The organism is Gordonia sp. (in: high G+C Gram-positive bacteria) (assembly GCF_012515855.1).
Taxonomy (GTDB): Bacteria; Actinomycetota; Actinomycetes; order Mycobacteriales; family Mycobacteriaceae; genus Gordonia.
Genome location: NZ_JAAYXO010000010.1, coordinates 1 through 20605, shown reverse-complemented (window position 1 = coordinate 20605; position 20605 = coordinate 1). Strand labels below are relative to the sequence as shown.

Annotated in this window: 17 protein-coding genes and 1 pseudogene; all 18 read left to right on the top strand. The window is 68.4% G+C overall.

The features are described 5' to 3' along the window. Positions 1-388: 388 nt before the first annotated feature. The gene (mraZ, locus tag GX543_RS00500; RefSeq protein ID WP_290849071.1) at positions 389-826 is read left to right on the top strand and encodes a division/cell wall cluster transcriptional repressor MraZ; all 438 of its coding nucleotides are present in this window, start codon (positions 389-391) and stop codon (positions 824-826) included. Between the two features lie 228 nt (positions 827-1054). After that, positions 1055-2050, top strand: a complete 996-nt coding sequence (rsmH, locus tag GX543_RS00495; protein WP_290849069.1) for a 16S rRNA (cytosine(1402)-N(4))-methyltransferase RsmH — start codon at positions 1055-1057, stop codon at positions 2048-2050. Further along, complete coding sequence (locus tag GX543_RS00490; protein WP_290849068.1) at positions 2047-2883, top strand: hypothetical protein; 837 nt, start codon at positions 2047-2049, stop codon at positions 2881-2883. Before rsmH ends, GX543_RS00490 begins: the two co-directional genes overlap by 4 nt. A gap of 21 nt (positions 2884-2904) precedes the next feature. Then, positions 2905-4821, top strand: a complete 1917-nt coding sequence (locus GX543_RS00485) for a penicillin-binding protein 2 (protein WP_290849067.1) — start codon at positions 2905-2907, stop codon at positions 4819-4821. A gap of 103 nt (positions 4822-4924) precedes the next feature. Next, the gene (locus GX543_RS00480; RefSeq protein ID WP_290849066.1) at positions 4925-7000 is read left to right on the top strand and encodes a UDP-N-acetylmuramoyl-L-alanyl-D-glutamate--2,6-diaminopimelate ligase; all 2076 of its coding nucleotides are present in this window, start codon (positions 4925-4927) and stop codon (positions 6998-7000) included. A gap of 64 nt (positions 7001-7064) precedes the next feature. Continuing rightward, the gene (mraY, locus tag GX543_RS00475; protein WP_290849064.1) at positions 7065-8156 is read left to right on the top strand and encodes a phospho-N-acetylmuramoyl-pentapeptide-transferase; all 1092 of its coding nucleotides are present in this window, start codon (positions 7065-7067) and stop codon (positions 8154-8156) included. Between the two features lies 1 nt (position 8157). After that, positions 8158-9666 (top strand): UDP-N-acetylmuramoyl-L-alanine--D-glutamate ligase, encoded by a 1509-nt coding sequence (murD, locus tag GX543_RS00470; RefSeq protein ID WP_290849063.1) that lies wholly within the window; start codon positions 8158-8160, stop codon positions 9664-9666. Between the two features lie 296 nt (positions 9667-9962). After that, the gene (gene ftsW, locus GX543_RS00465) at positions 9963-11441 is read left to right on the top strand and encodes a putative lipid II flippase FtsW (protein WP_290849082.1); all 1479 of its coding nucleotides are present in this window, start codon (positions 9963-9965) and stop codon (positions 11439-11441) included. Continuing rightward, on the top strand, positions 11420-12607 hold the full coding sequence (gene murG, locus GX543_RS00460) for an undecaprenyldiphospho-muramoylpentapeptide beta-N-acetylglucosaminyltransferase (protein WP_290849061.1): 1188 nt from the start codon (positions 11420-11422) through the stop codon (positions 12605-12607). Before ftsW ends, murG begins: the two co-directional genes overlap by 22 nt. Continuing rightward, positions 12604-14082: a UDP-N-acetylmuramate--L-alanine ligase gene (gene murC / locus GX543_RS00455; protein WP_290849060.1), complete on the top strand. Its 1479-nt coding sequence runs from the start codon at positions 12604-12606 to the stop codon at positions 14080-14082. Before murG ends, murC begins: the two co-directional genes overlap by 4 nt. Beyond that, the gene (locus GX543_RS00450) at positions 14079-14816 is read left to right on the top strand and encodes an FtsQ-type POTRA domain-containing protein (RefSeq protein WP_290849059.1); all 738 of its coding nucleotides are present in this window, start codon (positions 14079-14081) and stop codon (positions 14814-14816) included. Before murC ends, GX543_RS00450 begins: the two co-directional genes overlap by 4 nt. Positions 14817-14985: 169 nt before the next feature. Continuing rightward, complete coding sequence (gene ftsZ / locus GX543_RS00445) at positions 14986-16152, top strand: cell division protein FtsZ (RefSeq protein ID WP_290849058.1); 1167 nt, start codon at positions 14986-14988, stop codon at positions 16150-16152. Between the two features lie 73 nt (positions 16153-16225). After that, positions 16226-16954: a peptidoglycan editing factor PgeF gene (gene pgeF / locus GX543_RS00440; RefSeq protein ID WP_290849056.1), complete on the top strand. Its 729-nt coding sequence runs from the start codon at positions 16226-16228 to the stop codon at positions 16952-16954. After that, positions 16951-17697, top strand: coding sequence for a YggS family pyridoxal phosphate-dependent enzyme (locus GX543_RS00435; RefSeq protein ID WP_290849055.1), 747 nt, complete (start codon positions 16951-16953; stop codon positions 17695-17697). Before pgeF ends, GX543_RS00435 begins: the two co-directional genes overlap by 4 nt. Before the next feature lie 94 nt (positions 17698-17791). After that, positions 17792-18583 carry a cell division protein SepF gene (gene sepF / locus GX543_RS00430; RefSeq protein WP_290849054.1) on the top strand — a complete coding sequence of 264 codons (792 nt, stop codon included), beginning with the start codon at positions 17792-17794 and terminating at the stop codon, positions 18581-18583. 87 nt (positions 18584-18670) lie between these two features. Next, the gene (locus GX543_RS00425; RefSeq protein ID WP_290849053.1) at positions 18671-18970 is read left to right on the top strand and encodes a YggT family protein; all 300 of its coding nucleotides are present in this window, start codon (positions 18671-18673) and stop codon (positions 18968-18970) included. Between the two features lie 325 nt (positions 18971-19295). Further along, complete coding sequence (locus GX543_RS00420) at positions 19296-20099, top strand: DivIVA domain-containing protein (RefSeq protein ID WP_290849052.1); 804 nt, start codon at positions 19296-19298, stop codon at positions 20097-20099. 56 nt (positions 20100-20155) lie between these two features. Continuing rightward, positions 20156-20605 (top strand): annotated as a pseudogene (locus GX543_RS00415) (hypothetical protein); the annotation flags it as partial.

The following is a 20605-nucleotide window of genomic DNA, read 5'->3' as shown; positions in this document are numbered from 1 at the left end:
GTCCGACGATCTCCTAGAGCGGGGTCGCACCTCTTCCGAAAGGAAGGGTGCGGCCCCGCTTTCTGCTGTCCCCACCGTTCCCCACCCCCGATCCCCACCGTTCCCCACCTGATCTCCCCACTTCGCCCCACGGGCTGGTGTAAGGCACTCCCAGCTGCACCTTTAGTGCTGTTCAGTCCCGCTGGACACGTGGATCGGCGGTGTGACGCGCCTGAGTTTCCTGAGAATCCATTGGCTCCAAAGGGGCTTGACCTGGCCTTTCTATGCGCAGTGGCGGATGGGTGGGGTGTGTGAGCTGGAATGTGGTGGAAAGTGGGGTAGTGTGGGTCTTACTGGGTGAGGGGATCTGAAATCTCGCCGAACCCGGGAGGGCGAGGGAGGTGTCGACGTGGCTCGTTTCGTCGGCACCTACACGCCGAAGCTCGACGACAAGGGGCGACTCACGTTGCCCGCGAAGTTCCGAGATTCGTTGGCGGGAGGCGTCATGGTGACACGTAGCCAGGACCGCAGCCTGTCGGTGTATCGGGCCGAGGAGTTTGATGCCATCGCGGACAAGGCGGTGGCGGCGTCTCGCAACGACCCGGAGGCGCGCGCGTATCTGCGGTACTTCTTCGCCGGGGCCGACGAGCAGCGACTCGACGGCCAGGGGCGAGTGAACCTGTCGGCCGAGCACCGCGCGTATGCGGCGTTGACCAAAGAGTGCGTGGTCATCGGCTCGTACGACCATCTCGAGATCTGGGACGCGCAGAGCTGGCGCGACTACCAGGCAGAGCACGAGGAGGCGTTCTCGAACGCCGGCTCGTCCGCTCTGGACGCGATTCTCTGACGAGGCTCGCGGAGCACTAACTGAAAACGGAGATCGCGACCGCTGCGGTGAGTCGAGGCCTCGGCCCGATCGCCCCTGACGTACTTCCCCAACGCCAGGTGCGCTCGGGCGGGGACCCCGCCTCATCGCTGGTTCATCAAGAAGCCCAGCGCGAGTTCGCGTTCTCCGTGCGCCGCGGGGGCGGCGCGTTGGACCGAGATCGTTTTGCACGGTAGGGAGGGAGCACGGGTGAACGGATCGCAGCAGGGCGAGCACGGACACGTTCCGGTGATGGCCGAGCGGATGTTCGGACTCCTCGCACCCGCGCTGACTCGCCTGAGCGAGGACGGATCCGGAGCCGTGCTGGTGGACGGCACCCTGGGTGCGGGAGGCCACACCGAGTACTTCCTCGAGCGACTGTCCGGCCTGTTCGTCGTCGGTATCGACCGCGACGCCTCGGCCATCGAGATCGCAGGCGGCCGCCTCGCTCGATTCAGTGACCGCGTGGAGTTCCACCACAATCGCTACGACGAGATCGCCGACGTCGTAGCCGCGACCGGCCGCGCATCTGTCGACGGCATCCTGCTCGACCTCGGCGTCTCATCCATGCAACTCGACCAGGCCGATCGCGGCTTCGCCTACGCGATCGACGCGCCGCTCGACATGCGGATGAACGCCGACGACGACCTCACCGCGGCCGACGTTCTCAACACCTACGACCACGGATCGCTCGCCCGCGTGCTCAGCGAGTACGGCGAAGAGCGGTTCGCGGGCAAGATCGCGTCGGCGGTGCTCCGGGAGCGCGCCAAGGAGCCGTTCACCACCAGCGGACGCCTGGTGGAACTGCTGTACGCGACCATCCCGGCGGCGACTCGTCGCACGGGCGGGCATCCCGCGAAGCGGACCTTCCAGGCACTTCGGATCGAGGTGAACCACGAACTCGATTCGCTGCGCGGGGTGGTTCCGGCGGCATTGGAAGTGCTCGCGGTCGGTGGTCGCCTCGCGGTCATGAGCTACCAATCGCTCGAGGACCGCATCGTCAAACGTGACTTCGCCCGAGCGGTCGCGAACACCACGCCCGCGGGGCTGCCGGTGGACCTGCCGGGCACGGCGCCGCGGTTCTCACTCATCACGCGGGGCGCGGAGCAGGCCAACGCGAGTGAGCGCGAGGCGAACCCGCGGTCCGCGCCGGTTCGGATCCGCGCCATCGAACGGATCGCAGAGGATGGAAGGGGAGCACGGTGACGCTGGTCGACACACGCGCCACTGCCGGGGCCGACGCGGGTTCGGACACTCGGCGTCGCGGCCGCGGCCGTGGGGCATCGGCGGGGACCGCACGCGCCTCGCGCTCCAAGTCCGCTCAGCGCGCGCTTGATCGGCGCAGTCGCCGCGAGCTCTCCGGAAGCAGGCTGCCCGTCAGCGGACGTCGTATCGCGGGGATGCCGCTGGTGGCGCCGGTGCTGATCCTGGTCCTGGGCGCCCTCGCGCTGACCCTCTTCCTGACCACCAAGTCGGCCCAGGACTCCTATGCGATCGACGCCCTGCGTAAGCAGAATCAGGAGCTGCAGGCGTCGGCGGATGCCCTCAAACAGCAGGTCGACGCGGGCGACTCCGCGCCGGCACTGGCGAAGGCTGCTGCCCGCCAGGGCATGGGACCGGCCACCGACTCCGCCGAGATCATCGTCGGACCGGATGGCAAGGGCCACCTGCGCGGCACGCCGACTCCAGCGGCGGGAAATCCGCTTCCCGACCTGAATCCGGAGCCCGATCCCGTCGACAAGATCGACAAGAGCAAGGTCGACGACTCCGTGGGTCTCGGCGGCGCGCAGAACGACGCCGGACAACCGCAGACCCCGACGGCGCAGACCCCGACGGCGCAGCCCCCGACTCCGCAGACCCCGACCCCGCAGACCCCGACCCCGTCGGCGTCCGTACCGGCCCCGAATCCGCGTCCGACCGCCGACCCGCGTCCGACGGCGAATCCTGTCCCGGATGCCCGAACCCGAGTGGGGCAGACCACCAACGTGGCGCCGCCAAGCGCCGCCACGCCGCGACCCAATACCGTGCCACCGCGCTGATACGAGAGAGAATCGGAGATCATGACCCGAACTCGATTCCCGCGCTCAGCTGAGCAGAGGCCGGGCGGTCACGGATCCGGAAGCACCAGCAGCGGAGGCCGCACCCCTCCGCCGTCGACGCCTCGATCGTCGACGACGTCGGATTCCGCAGCGTCACAGTTCATCGGCCGGCAGCGCATCCTCTGGGTGTTCATCACCGTGGTGTGCCTCGCGATCAGTGGACGAATGGTTTACGTGCACGTGATCGCGGCGGACGAGATTTCGGCGCAAGCGGCCCAGCAGCGCTCCATCACGGAGATGCTGCCCGCCATCCGCGGGAGCATCGTCGACCGCAACGGTCGCCTCCTCGCGCACTCCGACGACGCGCGTGCGCTGACCTTCCAGCCGAAGGCGGTCCGGAAGCAGATCACCGAGGAACATCAGAACGATCCCGCGGTGCCGAACGCCGAGGTGCGTCTGAAGCAGATCGCCGACGGCGTGTCGTCCGCACTCGGTGGCAGCATCTCGTCGGAGGACCTGCTGGTGCAGCTCAAGTCCGACAAGGACTTCGTCTACCTCGCCCGATTGGTGTCGATCGAGACCACGAAGAAGATTCAAGACGAGTTCCCCGAGGTCGGCGCCGAACGGCAGAGCAACCGGCTGTACCCCGGCGGGTCGCTGGCGGCGAACATCGTCGGCGACGTCAACTTCGACGGCAACGGCGCCGACGGCCTCGAGTCCTCGCTGGATTCGGTGCTCGCGGGCACCAACGGTACCGAGACCTACGACCAGGGACGCGCGGGCGGCGTGATCCCCGGCAGCAAGCGCAACGTGCACCCGGCGGTCGACGGGCAGACCGTACGGCTGACCGTCGACGCCGATCTGCAGTGGTTCGTCCAAAGCCAGGTGAATCTCGCCAAGGAGCGGTCGCGCGCGCACAACGTCTCGGTCGTGGTGCAGGACGTGCAGACGGGCGAGGTGCTCGCGATGGCCAACGACAGCACCTACGACCCGTCCCGTCCGGCGTCGGAGCAGCCGAAGGCCGATCGCGGCAATCGCTCGGTCACCTCGCCGTTCGAGCCCGGTTCGGTCAACAAGATCGTCACCGCGGCGGCGGCCATCGAGTACGGACTCACCACGCCCGACGAAGTGCACCAGGTACCCGGATCGATCCGCATGTCGGGCATCACCGTCAATGATGCCTGGACGCACGGCACCGAGCCGTACACGACAACCGGAATCTTCGGTAAGTCGTCGAACGTCGGCACCCTGATGTTGGCTCAGAAGATCGGCGAGGAGCGGTTCGCCGACATGGTCGCGAAGTTCGGGCTCGGCGAGCGGACCGGCATCGGGCTGCCCGGCGAGAGTCCGGGCGCGGTTCCGGCGCTGAGCCAGTGGTCGGGCGGCTCGTTCGCCAACCTGCCGATCGGCCAGGGCCTGTCGACCACCCTGCTGCAGATGACGTCAATGTACCAGGCGATCGCCAACGACGGCGTCCGCATCCAGCCGCGGATCATCAACTCCGAAGACGAAGACGCCGCGGGCATCGAACCGCCGCAGCAGGTCCGGGTCGTCAGTCCGGAGACCGCCAAGACCGTGCGCGAGATGTTCCGAGCGGTGATGCAGAGCGGCGAGAGCAGTGCGCAGACCGGCACCGGTGCCTCGGGCGCCATTGCCGGCTACCAGACCGCGGGCAAGACCGGAACCGCCCAGCAGGTCGATCCCTCGTGCAACTGCTACTCGCGCTCCAGCTACAACATCACCTTCGCCGGCATCGCGCCCGCGGACAACCCGCGGTACGTCATCGGCATCATGATGGACAACCCGACCCGCAGCTCGGACGGCAGCGGCGGTCAGTCGGCGGCACCGCTGTTCGCGACCATCGGATCGTGGCTGTTGCGCCACGGCCAGGTGCCGTTCTCCGCCCAGCCCACCCCGCCGCTGCGCTTGGTGGCGTGAGCGACGTCCGATCCACGGTAGATTCGATGCGTTGCGAATGGTCCGTGTGGACCGGTGACGGACGCGTGCAGGCAAGACAGTGTTGAGGCGGAGGTCTGAGGTAATGGTGAAGCCGCAAGCAGGCGCGGACAGCGGCCCGATCCGGCCGGCGAACATCCGACCGGTCGCAGTGAGCGTGTTGCAGCATCAGTCGGGCCTGGGGCTCGACGGCGACGATGTCGAGGTTTCGGGTGTCACCCTGCGAGCACAGGATGCGGTCGACGGCTATCTATTCGCCGCGCTGGCGGGGGAGAAGACCCACGGTGCCAAGTACGCCGCGCAGGCTCGCGACGCCGGTGCCGCCGCGGTCCTGACCGACCCGGCCGGGCTCGCGACGATTCGCGCCGACCGCACGCTGGCAGCGATGCCGGTGCTGGTGCACGACGACCCGCGCTCGGTACTGGGTGCAGTCTCCGCCCGCGTCTACGGCGATCCGTCGGCGCAGATGACGCTGATCGGCGTGACCGGCACCTCCGGCAAGACGACGACGTCGTACCTTGCCGAGGCCGCGCTGCGCGAAGCGGGACGCGTGGTCGGTCTGGTCGGCACCGTCGAGGTCCGCGTCGACGGGGCCGCGGTCCCCACCTCGCTGACCACTCCGGAAGCCCCGGACCTGCAGCGGCTGTTCGCCGTGATGCTCGAGCGGGGTGTGGACACCGTCGTCATGGAGGTGTCGAGCCACGCCCTCTCGCTGGGCCGCGTCGACGGCTGCCACTTCGCGGTCGGCGGGTTCACCAACCTCTCGCAGGACCACTTGGACTACCACCGGACGATGGACGAGTACTTCGCCGCCAAGGCGCGACTGTTCCAGGCCGATTCGCCGACGCAGGCGGGACAGGCCGTCATCTGCATCGACGATGACTGGGGCAGGCAGCTGACGCAGGTCGTGGCCGACGCGGCCGAATCGGCATGGACGGTGTCGACCATCGGGGAAGCCGACTGGTCGGTGCGCAAGACCATCACCTCCGACCCGGGATCGCAGACGGTCCTCGTCGGAACGCCGCAGGGCAGTGAGATCGAGATGACTGTTCCGTTGCCCGGCGCCTACAACGTGGCCAACGCGCTGCTCGCCGTCGCGATGTGCAGTGCCGCGGGCGTCGACACCGAGACCGCCGTCGCCGGCCTCGCGTCGGTCGCGGTCCCGGGGCGACTGGAGAAGGTGGAGCGCGGACAGGACTTCCTGGCGGTCGTCGACTACGCGCACAAGCCCGCCGCGGTGGAAGCGGTACTGGCGACCTTGCGCGCTCAGACCGCGGGACGGATCGCCGTGGTCTTGGGCGCCGGTGGCGACCGCGACACCGAGAAGCGGCCGCTGATGGGCGCCGCCGCGGCACGCGGCGCCGACCTGGTGGTCATCACCGACGACAACCCGCGCAGCGAGGTGCCCTCCGACATCCGGGCCGCAGTGACCGCGGGGGCCCGGGCTGCGGGCAGCAGCGCCGACGTGCGGGAAGTCGGCGGCCGCCGCGAGGCGATCGCCGCCGCTGTCGCGTGGGCACGCCCCGGCGACGTGGTGCTGGTGGCAGGAAAGGGCCACGAGACGGGACAGGAGATCGACGGCGTGAAGCATCCGTTCGACGACCGAGTGGTGCTCGGTGAGCTGATCGACGCGCGGCGCAGCGGCGGTGACGAACGCGGGCCCCTGCGGGTCCTGGTCGCCGACCCCGCCGCAGGCGTCGACGAGGCGCGCCGCATGGTTCGCGAACTCGTCGCACTCGCCGCCGACAGCGGGGTGGGCAGCGCGCACCGCGCGCCCGGAGCCGATCCGGCGCGTCGTACCTGGGTGATCCTCGGCGAGTTCGCCGACACCGAAGGACGCGACGAGAACTCCCGGTGCGTCGACCACGACGTGCTGGGGCGCCTGATCGTCCGCCTGGCCGTCGACAAGGTGATCGCCGTCGGCGAGGCCGTCCGCACGGTTCGAGCACTTCATCAAGGCGCCGTGATGGAGGGCTCGTGGGGTGACGAAGCCGAACTGGTCGCCTCTCCCGAACAGGCCGTCGCGCGGTTGCGGAACCCGGGGGGCGACGTACCCGCCGCGGGCGACATCGTGCTGGTGTCCGGCGGTGACATCGGCGATGCGCTGCTGACTCATTGGCGCGACGAAGCCGGGATCGCCGTGGAGGTCATCACCCGATGACGTTCGGCGACTACCGCGCGCGCTAGATTCTTAGTTCACCTATACCGACGAGTAAGGACATGCAGTGACCCAGATACTGATCGCGGGCGCGATCTCGCTGGCAGTGTCGATTCTGCTGACACCGGTACTGATCAAGGTGTTCTCCCGGCAGGGATTCGGTCAAGAGATCCGCATCGACGGTCCGCAGAGCCATCAGTCCAAGCGCGGCACCCCGTCGATGGGCGGCGTGGCGATCGTCGCGGCGCTCTGGCTCGGCTACCTGGGTGCGCACCTGTTCGGCTTCATCGACGACGGCAGCGGTCCCACCGCGTCGGGTCTCCTTGTCCTGGGGTTGGCGACGGCGCTTGCGGCGGTTGGTTTCCTCGACGACTTCATCAAGATCTACAAGTCGCGCAACCTGGGGCTGAACAAGACTGCGAAGTCGGTCGGCCAGATGGTGGCCGCGATCATCTTCGGCATCCTGCTGCTGCAGTTCCCCAACGCGGAGGGCCAGACGCCGGCGAGCGAGTACCTCTCGTACACCCGTGACATCAACGTCATCTCGCTGACCGCCGTCGGCTTCGTGCTGTTCTGCTGGCTGGTGGTCGCAGCGTGGTCGAACGCGGTGAACTTCACCGACGGTCTGGACGGGCTGGCGGCGGGTTCGGCGGCGATGGTGATGGGCGCCTACGTGCTGATCACCTTCTGGCAGTTCCGGAACCCGTGCGCGCCGTTGCCCGCCAACGCCGAGAACGCCAGCGCCTGCTACGACGTGCGCGACCCCCTGGACCTGGCGATCGTCGCGGTCGCCGCGGGCGGCGCGTGCCTCGGTTTCCTCTGGTGGAATGCGGCCCCGGCGAAGATCTTCATGGGCGACACCGGATCGCTGGCGCTCGGCGGCTTGGTCGCCGGTCTGTCGCTGACCACCCGCACCGAACTGCTGATGGTCGTCATCGGCGCACTGTTCGTCGCCGAGATGATCTCGGTGGTCGTGCAGATCGTCTTCTTCCGCACAACCGGAAAGCGGGTCTTCCGGATGGCGCCCTTCCATCACCACTTCGAGTTGGGAGGTTGGGCCGAGACAACGGTCATCATCAGATTCTGGTTGTTGACGGCGATCTCCTGTGCGCTCGGCCTGACCCTCTTCTACGGCGAGTTCATCTCGCACGCAGGCTGACATGGCATTGGATCTCGCGTCCAAGCGCGTCCTCGTCGCAGGCGGTCGGGCGACGGGCGTCGCCGTTGTGGAGCTCCTCCTGGAACTCGGAGCGCGGCCCGAGGTGATGGACCAGACCTTCGCCGATCCGACCGCGGGCGCCGACTTCCGCGGTCGCGGCATCCCGCTGCACGCGCCGACCGACTTCGAGGGAGCTGACGGCGTCGCTCGCGTTCCCGACGGCATCGACCTGATCGTCGTGTCGCCGGGATTCCGGCCCGATACCCCGCTGCTCCTCGCCGCTGCCGCGGCCGGGCTGCCGGTCTGGGGAGACGTCGAGCTGGCCTGGCGCGCGGATCGAGCCGGGCTCTTCGGGGCGCCGCGCACTTGGCTGGTGATCACCGGGACCAACGGCAAGACGACCACCACCGGCATGATCGAATCGATCGTCGAGGCGGCGGGCCGGTCCGGTGGAGCCTGCGGAAACATCGGACTCACCGTGGCCGACGCCCTGCGCGCCGAGCCGCGCGTCGACGTCCTGTGCGTGGAGATGTCGTCGTTCCAGCTGCATTGGGCTCCGTCGGTTCGACCGCACGCGGGCGTCGTGCTGAACGTCGCCGACGACCACCTGGACTGGCACGGTTCGCTTGCGGCGTATGCGGCGGCGAAGGCGCAGGCTCTGGTGGGCGACGTCGCGATCGTCGGCGTGGACGACGCCGGGGCCGCAGCGCTGCCGGTTCCCGCTCGATCGCGGCGGGTCGATTTCACGCTGGCCGCTCCGGCGGTCGGACAACTCGGCGTCGTCGACGACGTGCTGGTCGACAACGCCTTCGGCGACCACCTCGCCCTGCTGCCCGTCGCGCAGGTGCGGCCCAGCGGTCCGTCCGGACTGTCGGACGCGCTCGCGGCCGCCGCGCTCGCCCGGGCCATCGACATCCCGGCCGCAGCCGTCGCCCGCGGACTGGGCGCGTACCGACCGGCCGCACACCGCGGGCAGGTGGTCGTCACCGTCGGCGGCATCGACTTCGTCGACGACTCCAAGGCCACCAACCCCCACGCGGCGCACGCGGCGGTCGTCGCTCACGACCGAGTGGTGCTGATCGCCGGGGGTCTGCTGAAGGGGGCGCCGGTCGACGACCTGGTCATCGCCACCGCCTCCCGCCTGGCGGGCGTGATCGCCATCGGCGCCGATCGACAGGTCATTCTCGACGCGATTGCGCGACACGCCCCAGAAGTCCCAGCAGTCACAGTATTCACAGGAGACGATGGGTCCGTGATGACTCAACGGACTGGTGAAGGTGCACGCGCCGGTGGTCGGGCCGGTGTGGCCGACGAGCAGATCGGGCAGGCGGTGATGCACCGGGCGGTCGAGGTCGCCTGGGAGTTGGCGCAGGCCGACGAGGCAGGCGCGGATGCGGTGCTGCTGGCTCCAGCCGCAGCGTCGCTGGACATGTTCGCCGGGTATCCGCAGCGCGGCGACGCCTTCGCCGCTGCCGCGCAACAACTCGCTGACGGCACGGTAGGCCGATGACCGCGGACGGCACCGACAACGACGGCGCCGTCGCCGAGGATCAAGACGTCGACGTGGTCGAAGGTGACGCCGACGCGGACGCCGACGGCAGCACCGATACCGACAGCGACACCGATACAGACAGCGACACCGATACTGACAGCGACACCGATACAGACAGCGACACCGATACTGACAGCGACGAATCGGACGGCGGTCGTACGGCGCGTCGACGTCGTCGACGCGCAGCGCCCGCGGCCGTCGGTGGCGGGTCGCCGCGCATCGACGCCGCCGCTGTGGCGCAACCGCTGCGGAACATGCGGTTCGTCCGCGCGTCCGACATCAAGTCGGGCGGGGTCTTCCTGGTCAACGGCGTGCGCAATCTGATGGCACGACCGCTCACGTCGTTCCACCTGATCGTGTCGATCATGGTGATCCTGGTGGCGCTGGGCCTGATGATGGTGCTGTCCGCATCGGCCGTGGAGGGCTACGCCAAGGACGGTTCGGCGTACGGAATGTTCACCACGCAGGTGATGTTCGTCGGCCTGGGCCTGATCCTGTTCTATCTCGCGGCCCGGATGCCGGTCCGAGCGCTGCAGAAGGTCTCCCTGCCGGTCCTGTTGGTGTCGATCGTGCTGCTGCTGTTGGTGATGGTGCCCGGTCTCGGCGTGGCGGGCGGCGGCGCGCGACGCTGGCTGTCGATCGGCGGACTCACCCTGCAGCCGTCGGAGTTGGCGAAGGTGGCGCTCTGCATGTGGGGCGCGGCGGTTCTCTCGACGAGGGATCCGCGGACCTGCTCCACACGCGAGCTGCTGTTCCCGCTGCTTCCGGTGGCCTTCGCCGTCGCGTTCCTGGTGATCATCCAGCCGAATCAGTCGACCACCATGATCCTCGGGCTCATCGTGGCCACTCTGCTGTGGTTCGGCGGTCTGCCAGGGCGGATCTTCGCGGCTTTCGCCGGCGTGTTCGTCGCCGCAGGCATCGCCCTCGCGTTCGCCGAGTCGTACCGCGCCGCGCGCCTCTTCAGCTTCTTCGGCAGCGGCGAAGGGGACCCGCTGGGCGCTGACTACCAACCGAATCAGGCGAAGTTCGCCTTGGCCGACGGTGGCCTGTTCGGCAAGGGGCTCGGGCAGAGCACGGCGAAGTGGAACTATCTGCCCAATGCCCACAACGACTTCATCTTCGCGATCATCGGCGAGGAACTGGGGCTGGTGGGCGGCCTGATCGTGCTCGGCCTCTACGTCCTGCTCGGCTACGTCGGCCTGCGGATCGCTCGACGGTCGGTGGACCCCTTCCTCCGGTTGATGTCGGCGACCATCACGGTGCTGTTGCTGGCGCAGGCGTTCATCAACATCGGATACGTGGTCGGCGTGCTGCCGGTCACCGGCATTCAGCTGCCGATCCTGTCGTACGGAGGGACTTCAGCGCTGACCATGCTCGCGATGTTCGGTCTGCTGGCCAATGCCGCCAGACACGAGCCGGAGGCGGTGGTCGCACTGTCCGGGCCGTCGCCGAAGGGCTTGTCGCGCTGGCTTCGCCTGCCGCGACCGGAGGCGTATCGGGCCCCGTCGCGTCGGACGAACCGCCGTCCGGCGCCTGCCGCCCCCGCGGCACGACGTCGGCAGGCCCCGCCTGCGCGCCCCGCTCGCCGGTCGACCGGATCGAGTTCGGGTGAGATCCACTATCGTGCAAGGGGTGCCCGACCGAGTCGGTCGTGGCAGGAATCGAGGACCTCGGCCCCGCGCGAACGATCGCGCCGAACCGGCCGAGGCGAATGGGAGAACGGTCGTCGGTGAGCAAGCGCAGTCGGACGCAAGAGAATGGTTCCGGCCTCTCAGTGGTGGTCGCGGGAGGCGGCACAGCCGGGCACATCGAGCCCGCGATGGCGGTCGCGGACGCGGTGCGCGAGCTCGATCCCACCGCTAGGATCACGGCGCTCGGGACCCACCGCGGCCTGGAGAACACGATCGTTCCCGAACGCGGCTACGACCTCCGGTTGATCCCCCCGGTTCCGTTGCCGCGCAAGCCCGGCGTGGAACTGGCCAAGACGCCCTGGCGCGTCGCGCGCTCGGTGGCGGCCACGCGGAAGGTGTTCGCCGACGTCCAGGCCGACGTGCTGATCGGCTTCGGCGGCTACGTCGCGCTGCCCGCGTACCTGGCAGCCCGGAGCTACTTCCGGTCCGGCAAGCGGATCCCGGTGGTCCTGCACGAGGCCAACGCGAGCGCGGGCATCGCCAACAAAGTGGGGGCCAAGGTCGCCGATCGGGTGATGGCGGCAGTGCCGGACTGCGGCCTGCCGGGCGCCTCGGTGGTCGGCATTCCGGTTCGCAGCGCCATCACCAACCTCGACCGCGCGGCCGCGCGCGACGACGCCCGGACGTTCTTCGGTCTCGACCCCGACGCGCCGACGCTGCTGGTGTTCGGCGGATCGCAGGGCGCCCAGCGTCTCAACGAGGCGGTCGCACCCGCTGCGGCGGCGCTCGGCGCCGCGGGCATCGGCGTCCTGCACGCCTACGGACCCAAGAACACGATCGATCCGAGCTCGTCGCCGGACACACCGCCGTATGTCGGTGTCAGCTACCTGAACCGCATGGACCTGGCCTATGCGGCGGCCGACCTGGTGATATGCCGGTCCGGCGCCATGACCGTCGCCGAGATCTCCGCCGTCGGGCTGCCCGCGGTGTACGTGCCGCTGCCACACGGCAACGGAGAGCAGCGGCTCAACGCCCTGCCCGCCGAGCAGGCGGGCGCCGCACTGATCGTCGAGGACGACGTCGTGACCCCGGAGTGGGTGGCGCGCACCGTTCCCGACCTCCTCGGCGATCCCGGTCGACTGCAGGCGATGAGCGCGGCGGCCTCGGGTCTCGGACACCGCGATGCGGCCGCTGCGGTGGCCAGGGCGGCACTGGAACTGGCGGCCGCCGGCCGTGGCGGCACCTCGACAGAGGGCGGGCAGCGATGACCGCGCAGGCCTCCGACAATCAGCTGCCACAGCAGCTGGCGCGCGTCCACATGGTGGGCATCGGCGGTGCGGGCATGTCCGGTCTCGCACGCATCCTGCTGGCCCGCGGGGGACAGGTCTCCGGCTCCGACGCCAAGGACTCGCGCGGGGTCCTCGCGCTCCGCACACGCGGTGCGCAGATCCGCATCGGGCACGCACCCGAGGCGCTCGACCTCCTCGACGGCGGACCGACAGTCCTGGTGACCACCCGAGCGGCGGTGCCCGACGACAATCCCGAACTCGTCGAGGCGCGTCGCCGCGGCATTCCGATCGTCTATCGCCCGGAAGTGCTCGCTCTGCTGATGGAGGGCCACCGCAACCTCCTCGTCTCGGGAACGCACGGCAAGACCTCGACCACCTCGATGTCGGTGGTCGCGCTGCAGCACTGTGGTGCAGATCCGTCGTTCGCCGTCGGCGGCGAGATCAACGAGTCGGGCACCAACGCGCACCATGGCAGCGGCGACGTCTTCGTCGCCGAGGCGGACGAGAGCGACGGCTCGCTGCTCCTCTACCGCCCGGACATCGTGATCATCACCAACGTGGAAGCCGACCACCTCGACTTCTTCGGGACCGAGGACGCCTACGTCAAGGTCTTCGACGACTTCGTCGGACTCATCCGGCCGGGCGGCGCCCTGGTCCTGTGCATGGACGATCCCGGCGCTGCGGCGCTCGGCGAACGGTGTGTCGCCGCCTGCGCCGAGCGCGGAGTCGAGATCCTCGGTTACGGCAGCGATGAGCAGATCGCGGTGCCGGGGATCCCGGTGGTCGCCGAACTGCTCGGCATCACCCCGCGCGGCGCAGGCAGCACGGCCACGGTGCGCCTTCGCGAGCCGCTGGTCGACGCCGAGCGCACCCGAACCCTTGAAGTGACGCTCCCGGGACGGCACATGGCGATGAACGCGCTCGGCGCGCTCATCGCCTGCACCCGTACGGGCGAGGACCTCGACACCGTCGCCGCGGGCATCGAGAGCTTCGGCGGCGTGCACCGCCGGTTCGAGCTCCGCGGCCGCGCGGGCGACGTGGACGTCTACGACGACTATGCGCACCACCCGACCGAGGTGCGGGCCGTGCTCACCGCGGCCCGCAGTGTGGTCGCGGCCGGTTCCGGACGGGTGATCGCGGTGTTCCAGCCGCACCTGTACTCGCGCACCGCCGAGTTCGCAGTCGAGTTCGCCGAGGCGCTCTCACTTGCCGACGAGGTGATCGTCGCCGACGTCTACGGTGCGCGGGAGCAGCCGCAACCGGGCGTCACCGGTCGGCTGATCTCGGACGTCGTCACTGTTCCGGTGGCCTTCGTGCCGGACGTCTCGCAGATCGGTGACGCGGTGGCGCAACGCGCCCGACGCGGTGACCTGGTGTTGACGATCGGTGCCGGCGACATCACGATGCAGGCACCGGTGATCCTCGAAGCGCTGGGCGAATCCGCGAAGCGATGACTCGATCAGACCCGCCCTCGCGACGAGACCGGGACCGGCGTCCGCAGGGACCGGGCCGGTGGAAGGTGATCGGCGCGATCGTGGCGCTGGTGGTCGTGGTCGGCGGGCTGACCGCCGTGGCCTATCTGACGCCGCTGATGTCGGTGCGATCGATCGAGGTCACCGGCGCCGCAGCTGTCGACGACGCCGAGATCCTGCAGGTCGCGGCGGTGCCGGAGGGCGCGCCGCTGCTGCGGGTCGACACCTCGGCCATCGCCGACCGCGTCTCGATGCTGCCCGCTGTCGAGTCAGTCAACGTGAGCCTCGGCTATCCCTCGACCGTGACGATCGAAGTCACCGAACGCACCCCCGTGGTGAAGCTCGAGCGCGACGGGAAGATCGGCGTGATGGACCGGCTGGGCATGGTCTACCTGACTTTCGAGTCGGTGAAGGCGATGCCCAAGGACCTGCAAGTGCTGCCCGACCTGGTCATGGACGATCCGGGTGCATCGAATCCGACCACTCAAGCGGCGCTGACCGTGGTTCAGGACCTGCCGGACTGGCTTCGGTCACGGACCACCGAGGTGAGTGCCGATTCGCCGTCGGGCATTCGGTTGAAGCTGAAGAGCGGCCGCATCGCGGTGTGGGGCGACTCGGATCGCACGGCGGACAAAGCCGAGGCCCTCCGGCACCTGCTGTCGGTCAAGGGCACCGAGTACAACGTGTCGAGCCCGGAGTACACCTCGGTCAGCTGAGGCCCGACGGCCGCCCGACTCGAAATGCGCATTGATTTTCGCGACACGCCGCGCGCCTCCTGGCACTGGGTCGTCGTGATCAATACCGTCGTTTTCAACACCAGTACTTGACATAACTATAACCCTCTGGTTGAGCTTTAGGGTTTCTGTTTCGGAGTAGGAAGGCATCATGACGCCACCCCACAATTACCTGGCCGTGATCAAGGTCGTCGGCATCGGCGGCGGCGGCGTCAATGCTGTCAACCGCATGATCGAGCAGGGGCTGAAGGGTGTTGAGTTCATCGCCATCAACACCGACGCGCAGGCCCTGCTGATCTCCGACGCCGACGTCAAGCTCGACATCGGTCGCGATTCGACTCGCGGCCTCGGTGCGGGCGCGAATCCCGACGTGGGTCGTACCGCAGCCGAAGACGCGAAGGACGAGATCGAGGAGCTGCTCAAGGGCGCCGACATGGTCTTCGTGACCGCGGGCGAGGGTGGTGGCACCGGAACGGGCGGCGCGCCCGTCGTCGCCGCCATCGCGCGCAAGCTCGGTGCGCTGACGGTCGGCGTCGTCACGCGACCGTTCTCCTTCGAGGGCAAGCGTCGGGGCAGCCAGGCGGACGCGGGCATCGCTTCGCTCCGGGAGTCGTGCGACACGCTCATCGTGATCCCGAACGACCGACTCCTGCATCTGGGCGATGCTCAAGTGAGCCTGATGGACGCCTTCCGCAGTGCGGACGAGGTGCTCCTCAACGGTGTGCAGGGCATCACCGACCTCATCACCACGCCGGGTCTGATCAACGTCGACTTCGCCGACGTCAAGGGCGTGATGAGCGATGCGGGCAGTGCCCTCATGGGAATCGGTGCCGCCCGCGGCGAGGGACGGGCGCGCAAGGCCGCCGAGGCCGCGATCAATTCGCCGCTGCTGGAGGCGTCGATGGAGGGCGCGCGCGGCGTCCTGCTCTCGATCGCGGGTGGCAGCGACCTCGGACTGTTCGAGATCAACGACGCCGCATCGCAGGTTCAGGAAGCGGCTCACGAGGACGCGAACATCATCTTCGGCACCGTGATCGACGACAACCTCGGCGACGAAGTCCGCGTCACCGTGATCGCCGCCGGTTTCGATGCCGGCTCGCCGTCGCCCCGCCAGCAGGTCGCGGCACCGGCCGCGACCGCGGGCAAGTCGGCCGTGGCGTCGGCGCAGGCGGGGGAGACCTCACGCCCGGACGCCAAGGATCCGCTCTTCGGTTCTGCGCCCGAGCGCTCCGGGAATCCGTTCGGTGAGCCCGCGCCGCGGCGCAACTCGGTCCGTTTCGACGACGACGACGTGGATGTCCCGGACTTCATGAAGTGAGACTTCATGGCATGATCGGGCCAGCGGTCGGCAGCTGAGCGCGCCATTTCAACACGGTTAGGTACAAGAAGAATTGTCTGACTTCACAGTCCGGCGCGCGGTCACCACGCGCGCCGGAGGTGTTTCTGCAGCACCCTACGACTCGTTCAATCTCGGCGATCACGTCGGCGACGATCCGGTCGCGGTGGCGGCCAATCGTGAGCGACTCGCCCGCGATCTCGGCGCCGCGCCGGAGCGGGTGGTGTGGATGGAGCAGTTGCACACCCGGACGGTCACGGTCGTCGACGGCCCGGTCACCGAACCGGTTCCGGCGACCGACGGCATCGTGACCACCCAGCGGGACCTGATTCTCGCTGTCTTGACCGCCGACTGCGTGCCGGTGCTGCTGAGCGACGATGAGGCGGGCGTGGTCGCCGCGGTCCATGCCGGTCGGGTGGGCGCGCGCGTCGGCATCGTTCCGGAGGCCCTGCGGGTGATGATCGGTCTCGGTGCCCGCCCGGAGCGGATCGGCGCGTTCCTGGGGCCGGCCGCCAGTGGTGAGCGCTACGAGGTGCCCGTCGCCATGCAGGCCGACGTGGAGAAGCATCTGCCGGGCAGTGCCTGCCGCACGTCCAAGGGCACGCCCGGCCTGGATCTGCGCGCAGGCATCCGGCGGCAGCTGCTCGACGCGGGCGTCGCCGCCGTCGGCATGGACCCGCGTTGCACCATCGGTGATCCCTCGCTGTTCAGTCACCGTCGAGGTGCGCCGACCGGTCGACTCGCCTCGGTGATCTGGATGGACACCGGACAGGCCTCACGGTGACGACCGCCGGTGCGCGTGATGCGCGGTCCGACGAACTCGCCGCGGCGTTGGCGACTACCCGCCGGTCGATCGGCGACGCCGCCCGGGCTGCGGGGCGCGAACCGGACGCGGTGTCGCTGCTGGTGGTGACCAAGTACTTTCCCGCCGAGGACGTGCTGCGTCTCCTGGAATTGGGGGAGCGCGAGTTCGGTGAGTCGCGTGAGCCCGAGGCCGGCCGCAAGATCGCCGAGGTTCGGGAAGCAGTGGAGACGGAGTTCGCCGCTGACATGATCGGCCGCGTGCAACGCAAGAAGGCCGGCTCCATCGCGCGATGGGCGCGGCGGGTGCACTCGGTCGACTCCCTGGCGCTCGTCGAGGCGTTCGACGGCGCCGCGCACCGTGCTCTCGACGCGGGGCACCGGGAGGAGCGGCTCGGCATTCTGCTGCAGGTGAGCCTCGACGGCGATCCGGAACGAGGCGGGTTCGCCGCGGATCATCTGGCTGCGGCGGCCGACCGGGTGCTGGCGTCGCCGGGGTCGCTGAGGCTCGACGGGCTGATGCTCATCGCGCCGCTGGGGATGGACCCGTCGGCGGCGATGGGGCAGGTCGCGGGCATCCGGGCCGACTTCGTCGAGCGGTATCCCGAGGCGACGGAACTGTCTGCGGGGATGTCGGGTGACATGGAGACGGCGATTGCATACGGATCGACGTGCGTGCGTGTCGGAACCGCAATTCTGGGACCGCGGCCGATACTCTCGCATTAGTCACACTGGTCACAGGAGAACCACTGATGATCAGACGTATTTAATAACCACAGTGCGTCACCCCTACCACTTCACTCGTTCAGGAAGGCACGTAATGACGACGATGCAGAAGTTCAAGGCATATTTCGGCATGGTGCCTCCGAGCGACTTCGATGACGACTACCTGATGGATCCCGACGCACCGCAGGGCATGTCGGCCCGCGAACGCGCCTACATGGACAAGTACCGCAACAACGCCGCTCGCGACGACGAGTTCTACGCTGACGAGCCCTTCCGTGAGCGGGACTACCGTGATCGGGAGCCCGCCTACCGCGAGCCCGCGCACCGTGAGCCTTACGGCGAGGCTGAGCCGCGACTGCGCGAACCTGCCCCGCGCTACCGCGAGTCGGCCTACCGTGACGCCGACCTCGCCCGGCCGGCGGAGGACCACGGATTTGCTCCGCGAGTCGAGGCCGAGCGGCAGTTCGTCGGCAGTCGCCGTGCTCCGGAGGCGGAGCCGGTGCGCCGGCTGGAGCCGCTCAACCGCTCTTCGAATGTCTCGGTGCGCGGTGCCAACGCCGTGGCACTCGAGCCGCAGATCGACGTCGACCCGCTTTCGGAAAGTGCCATGAAGAAGATCTCGACGCTGCGTCCTCGCGACTACTCCGAGGCGCGGACCATCGGTGAGCGATTCCGCGACGGAAGTCCGGTCATCATGGATCTGGCGGACATGAGCAACGACGAGGCCAAGCGACTGGTCGACTTCGCGGCCGGCTTGGTCTTCGCGATGCGCGGGTCGTTCGACAAGGTCGCGACCAAGGTCTTTCTGCTCTCGCCCGCGGGTGTCGACGTGACGCCGGAAGAGCGTCGTCGTATCGCGGAAAGCGGCTTCTTCAGCCAGGACTGACCTCAGATCGACCATTGCGACCGCCGCGCCGTCCCGGAAACTCCGGGCGGCGCGGCGTTTTGTCGTCGCATCAGGCACCCTGGAGAGGTGAGCACCTTCCTCTGGATCCTGTACTTCGTGTTGTTCCTCTGGCTCGTCCTGTTGCTCGGCCGATTCGTCGTCGAGATGGTGCAGTCGTTCGCGCACCGGTGGCGTCCCACGGGGCCTGCGGTCGTCGTCATCGAACTGGTCTTCATCGTCACCGATCCGCCGGTCAAGCTTCTCCGGAAGCTCATTCCGCCGTTGCCCCTGGGGCCGGTGCGGCTGGATTTATCCATGTTGATCGTGTTGATCGTTTCGATGATCGCCATGCAGGTGGTTCGGGCCTTGGCGGTGAACGCCATGTGAATGACGTCTTTGTGATTCACGCAATAGTGGCAGGCCGCGGAGCTGAAGTGTGATTTTCGCCGCTTACCCGCACTTTTCAAGAATTCTAGAACGTTAGTTCGATTAGGCCTAGATTTGGTGTCGAACAGGTCGCGGGGGAGCAACACGTATTGGTCCTGGAGTGACGAGATGACACGCTAGTTGCGCAGTGGTACTGGTATTAATAGAAATGCGATCAAGTTTGTGACGGTCGGAATCGGCTTGGGCCGACCCGCCTCATCTCTGGCCGCGATCGAAGAAGACGCGTACCAACCGGCACGCAGAAATTACCAAGGGGAGAGGCGAAATGCGGCTCACACCAGCTGACGTGCATAACGTCGCGTTCAGTAAACCGCCGATCGGGAAGCGCGGTTACAACGAGGACGAGGTCGATCAGTTCCTCGACTTCGTCGAAGCTGAACTCGCGCGTCTGATCGACGAGAACGCAGATCTGAAGCAGCGCGTCGGCGAACTCGAGACCGAACTCGCCGAGGCACGTTCCGGCGCACCCGACCGCACCCAGGCCTTTGCCGCGGTCCCGGAGCCCGCTCCGACCCCGGCACCGGTGCCGGTCGCGGCTCCCGCTCCGACCCCGGCGGCGGTTCCGGTCGATGAAGAGGCCAGCATGCGAGCCGCGCGGGTCCTGGCACTGGCTCAGGACACCGCAGACCGCGTCACCGGCAGTGCGCGCAGCGAGGCCGAGGGCTTGATGACCGACGCCCGTCAGCGCTCGGACGCCATGGTGAACGAGGCGCAGAGCAACGCCGAGGCCACGATCAGCGATGCGCGCCAGCGAAGCGAAGCGCTGCTGGCCGAGGCACAGACTCGTGCTGAGACGCAGGTGCGTCAGGCTCAGGAGCGTGCAGACTTCCTGCAGCGCGACGCCGAGCAGAAGCACACCGAGATCATGACGACCATCAACCAGCAGCGCACGGTGCTCGAGGGTCGTATCGAGCAGCTGAAGACGTTCGAGCGCGAGTACCGTACGCGTTTGAAGACCTACCTGGAGTCGCAGCTCGAAGAACTGCAGCAACGCGGGAGCGCCGCGCCGGTCGAGAGCGGCCAGCAAGGCGGTTACGCCGCCCCCGAGGGCGGATACCCGCAGGGCTGATCGAGTTCTGACATAGCCGTGAATACGCGAATCTTCTCCGAACCGACGGGGGCGCAATGCTGAGTCTCGCACTGGGCGCGACCCTCGTCGGTTTCGCGCTGCTCGTGGTCGCGCTGACGACCAGTAACCTCCCACTCGCCATCGCCTGCGTCGTGGTCTGTCTGATCGGCCTGATCCTGCTCTTGGTCGACACGCTCCGGGCCAACCGGCGCGGCGTCGACGGAGAGGACGAGGAGCCGCTCTTCACCATTCGGGGTCGGGAGTCGGCGGTACGTGAGGAACCCCTCGACGATCACCAGGCGCTCGACGATGAGCCGACCGTCGATGATTCCCGGCCATGGGTCGACGACGGGGACCGGCAGTCGAGCGGTCTCGCCTCCCTCGTCAAACCGGCGGCCGACCGCAGGCCGGCCGACGCGGATCAGCTGCCCTCGGGTGGATTCGCGCCGATCTCAGGTGGGTTCGCCCTGCCCGATCCCGCGCTGCCCGATTCTGCGCTGCCCGAT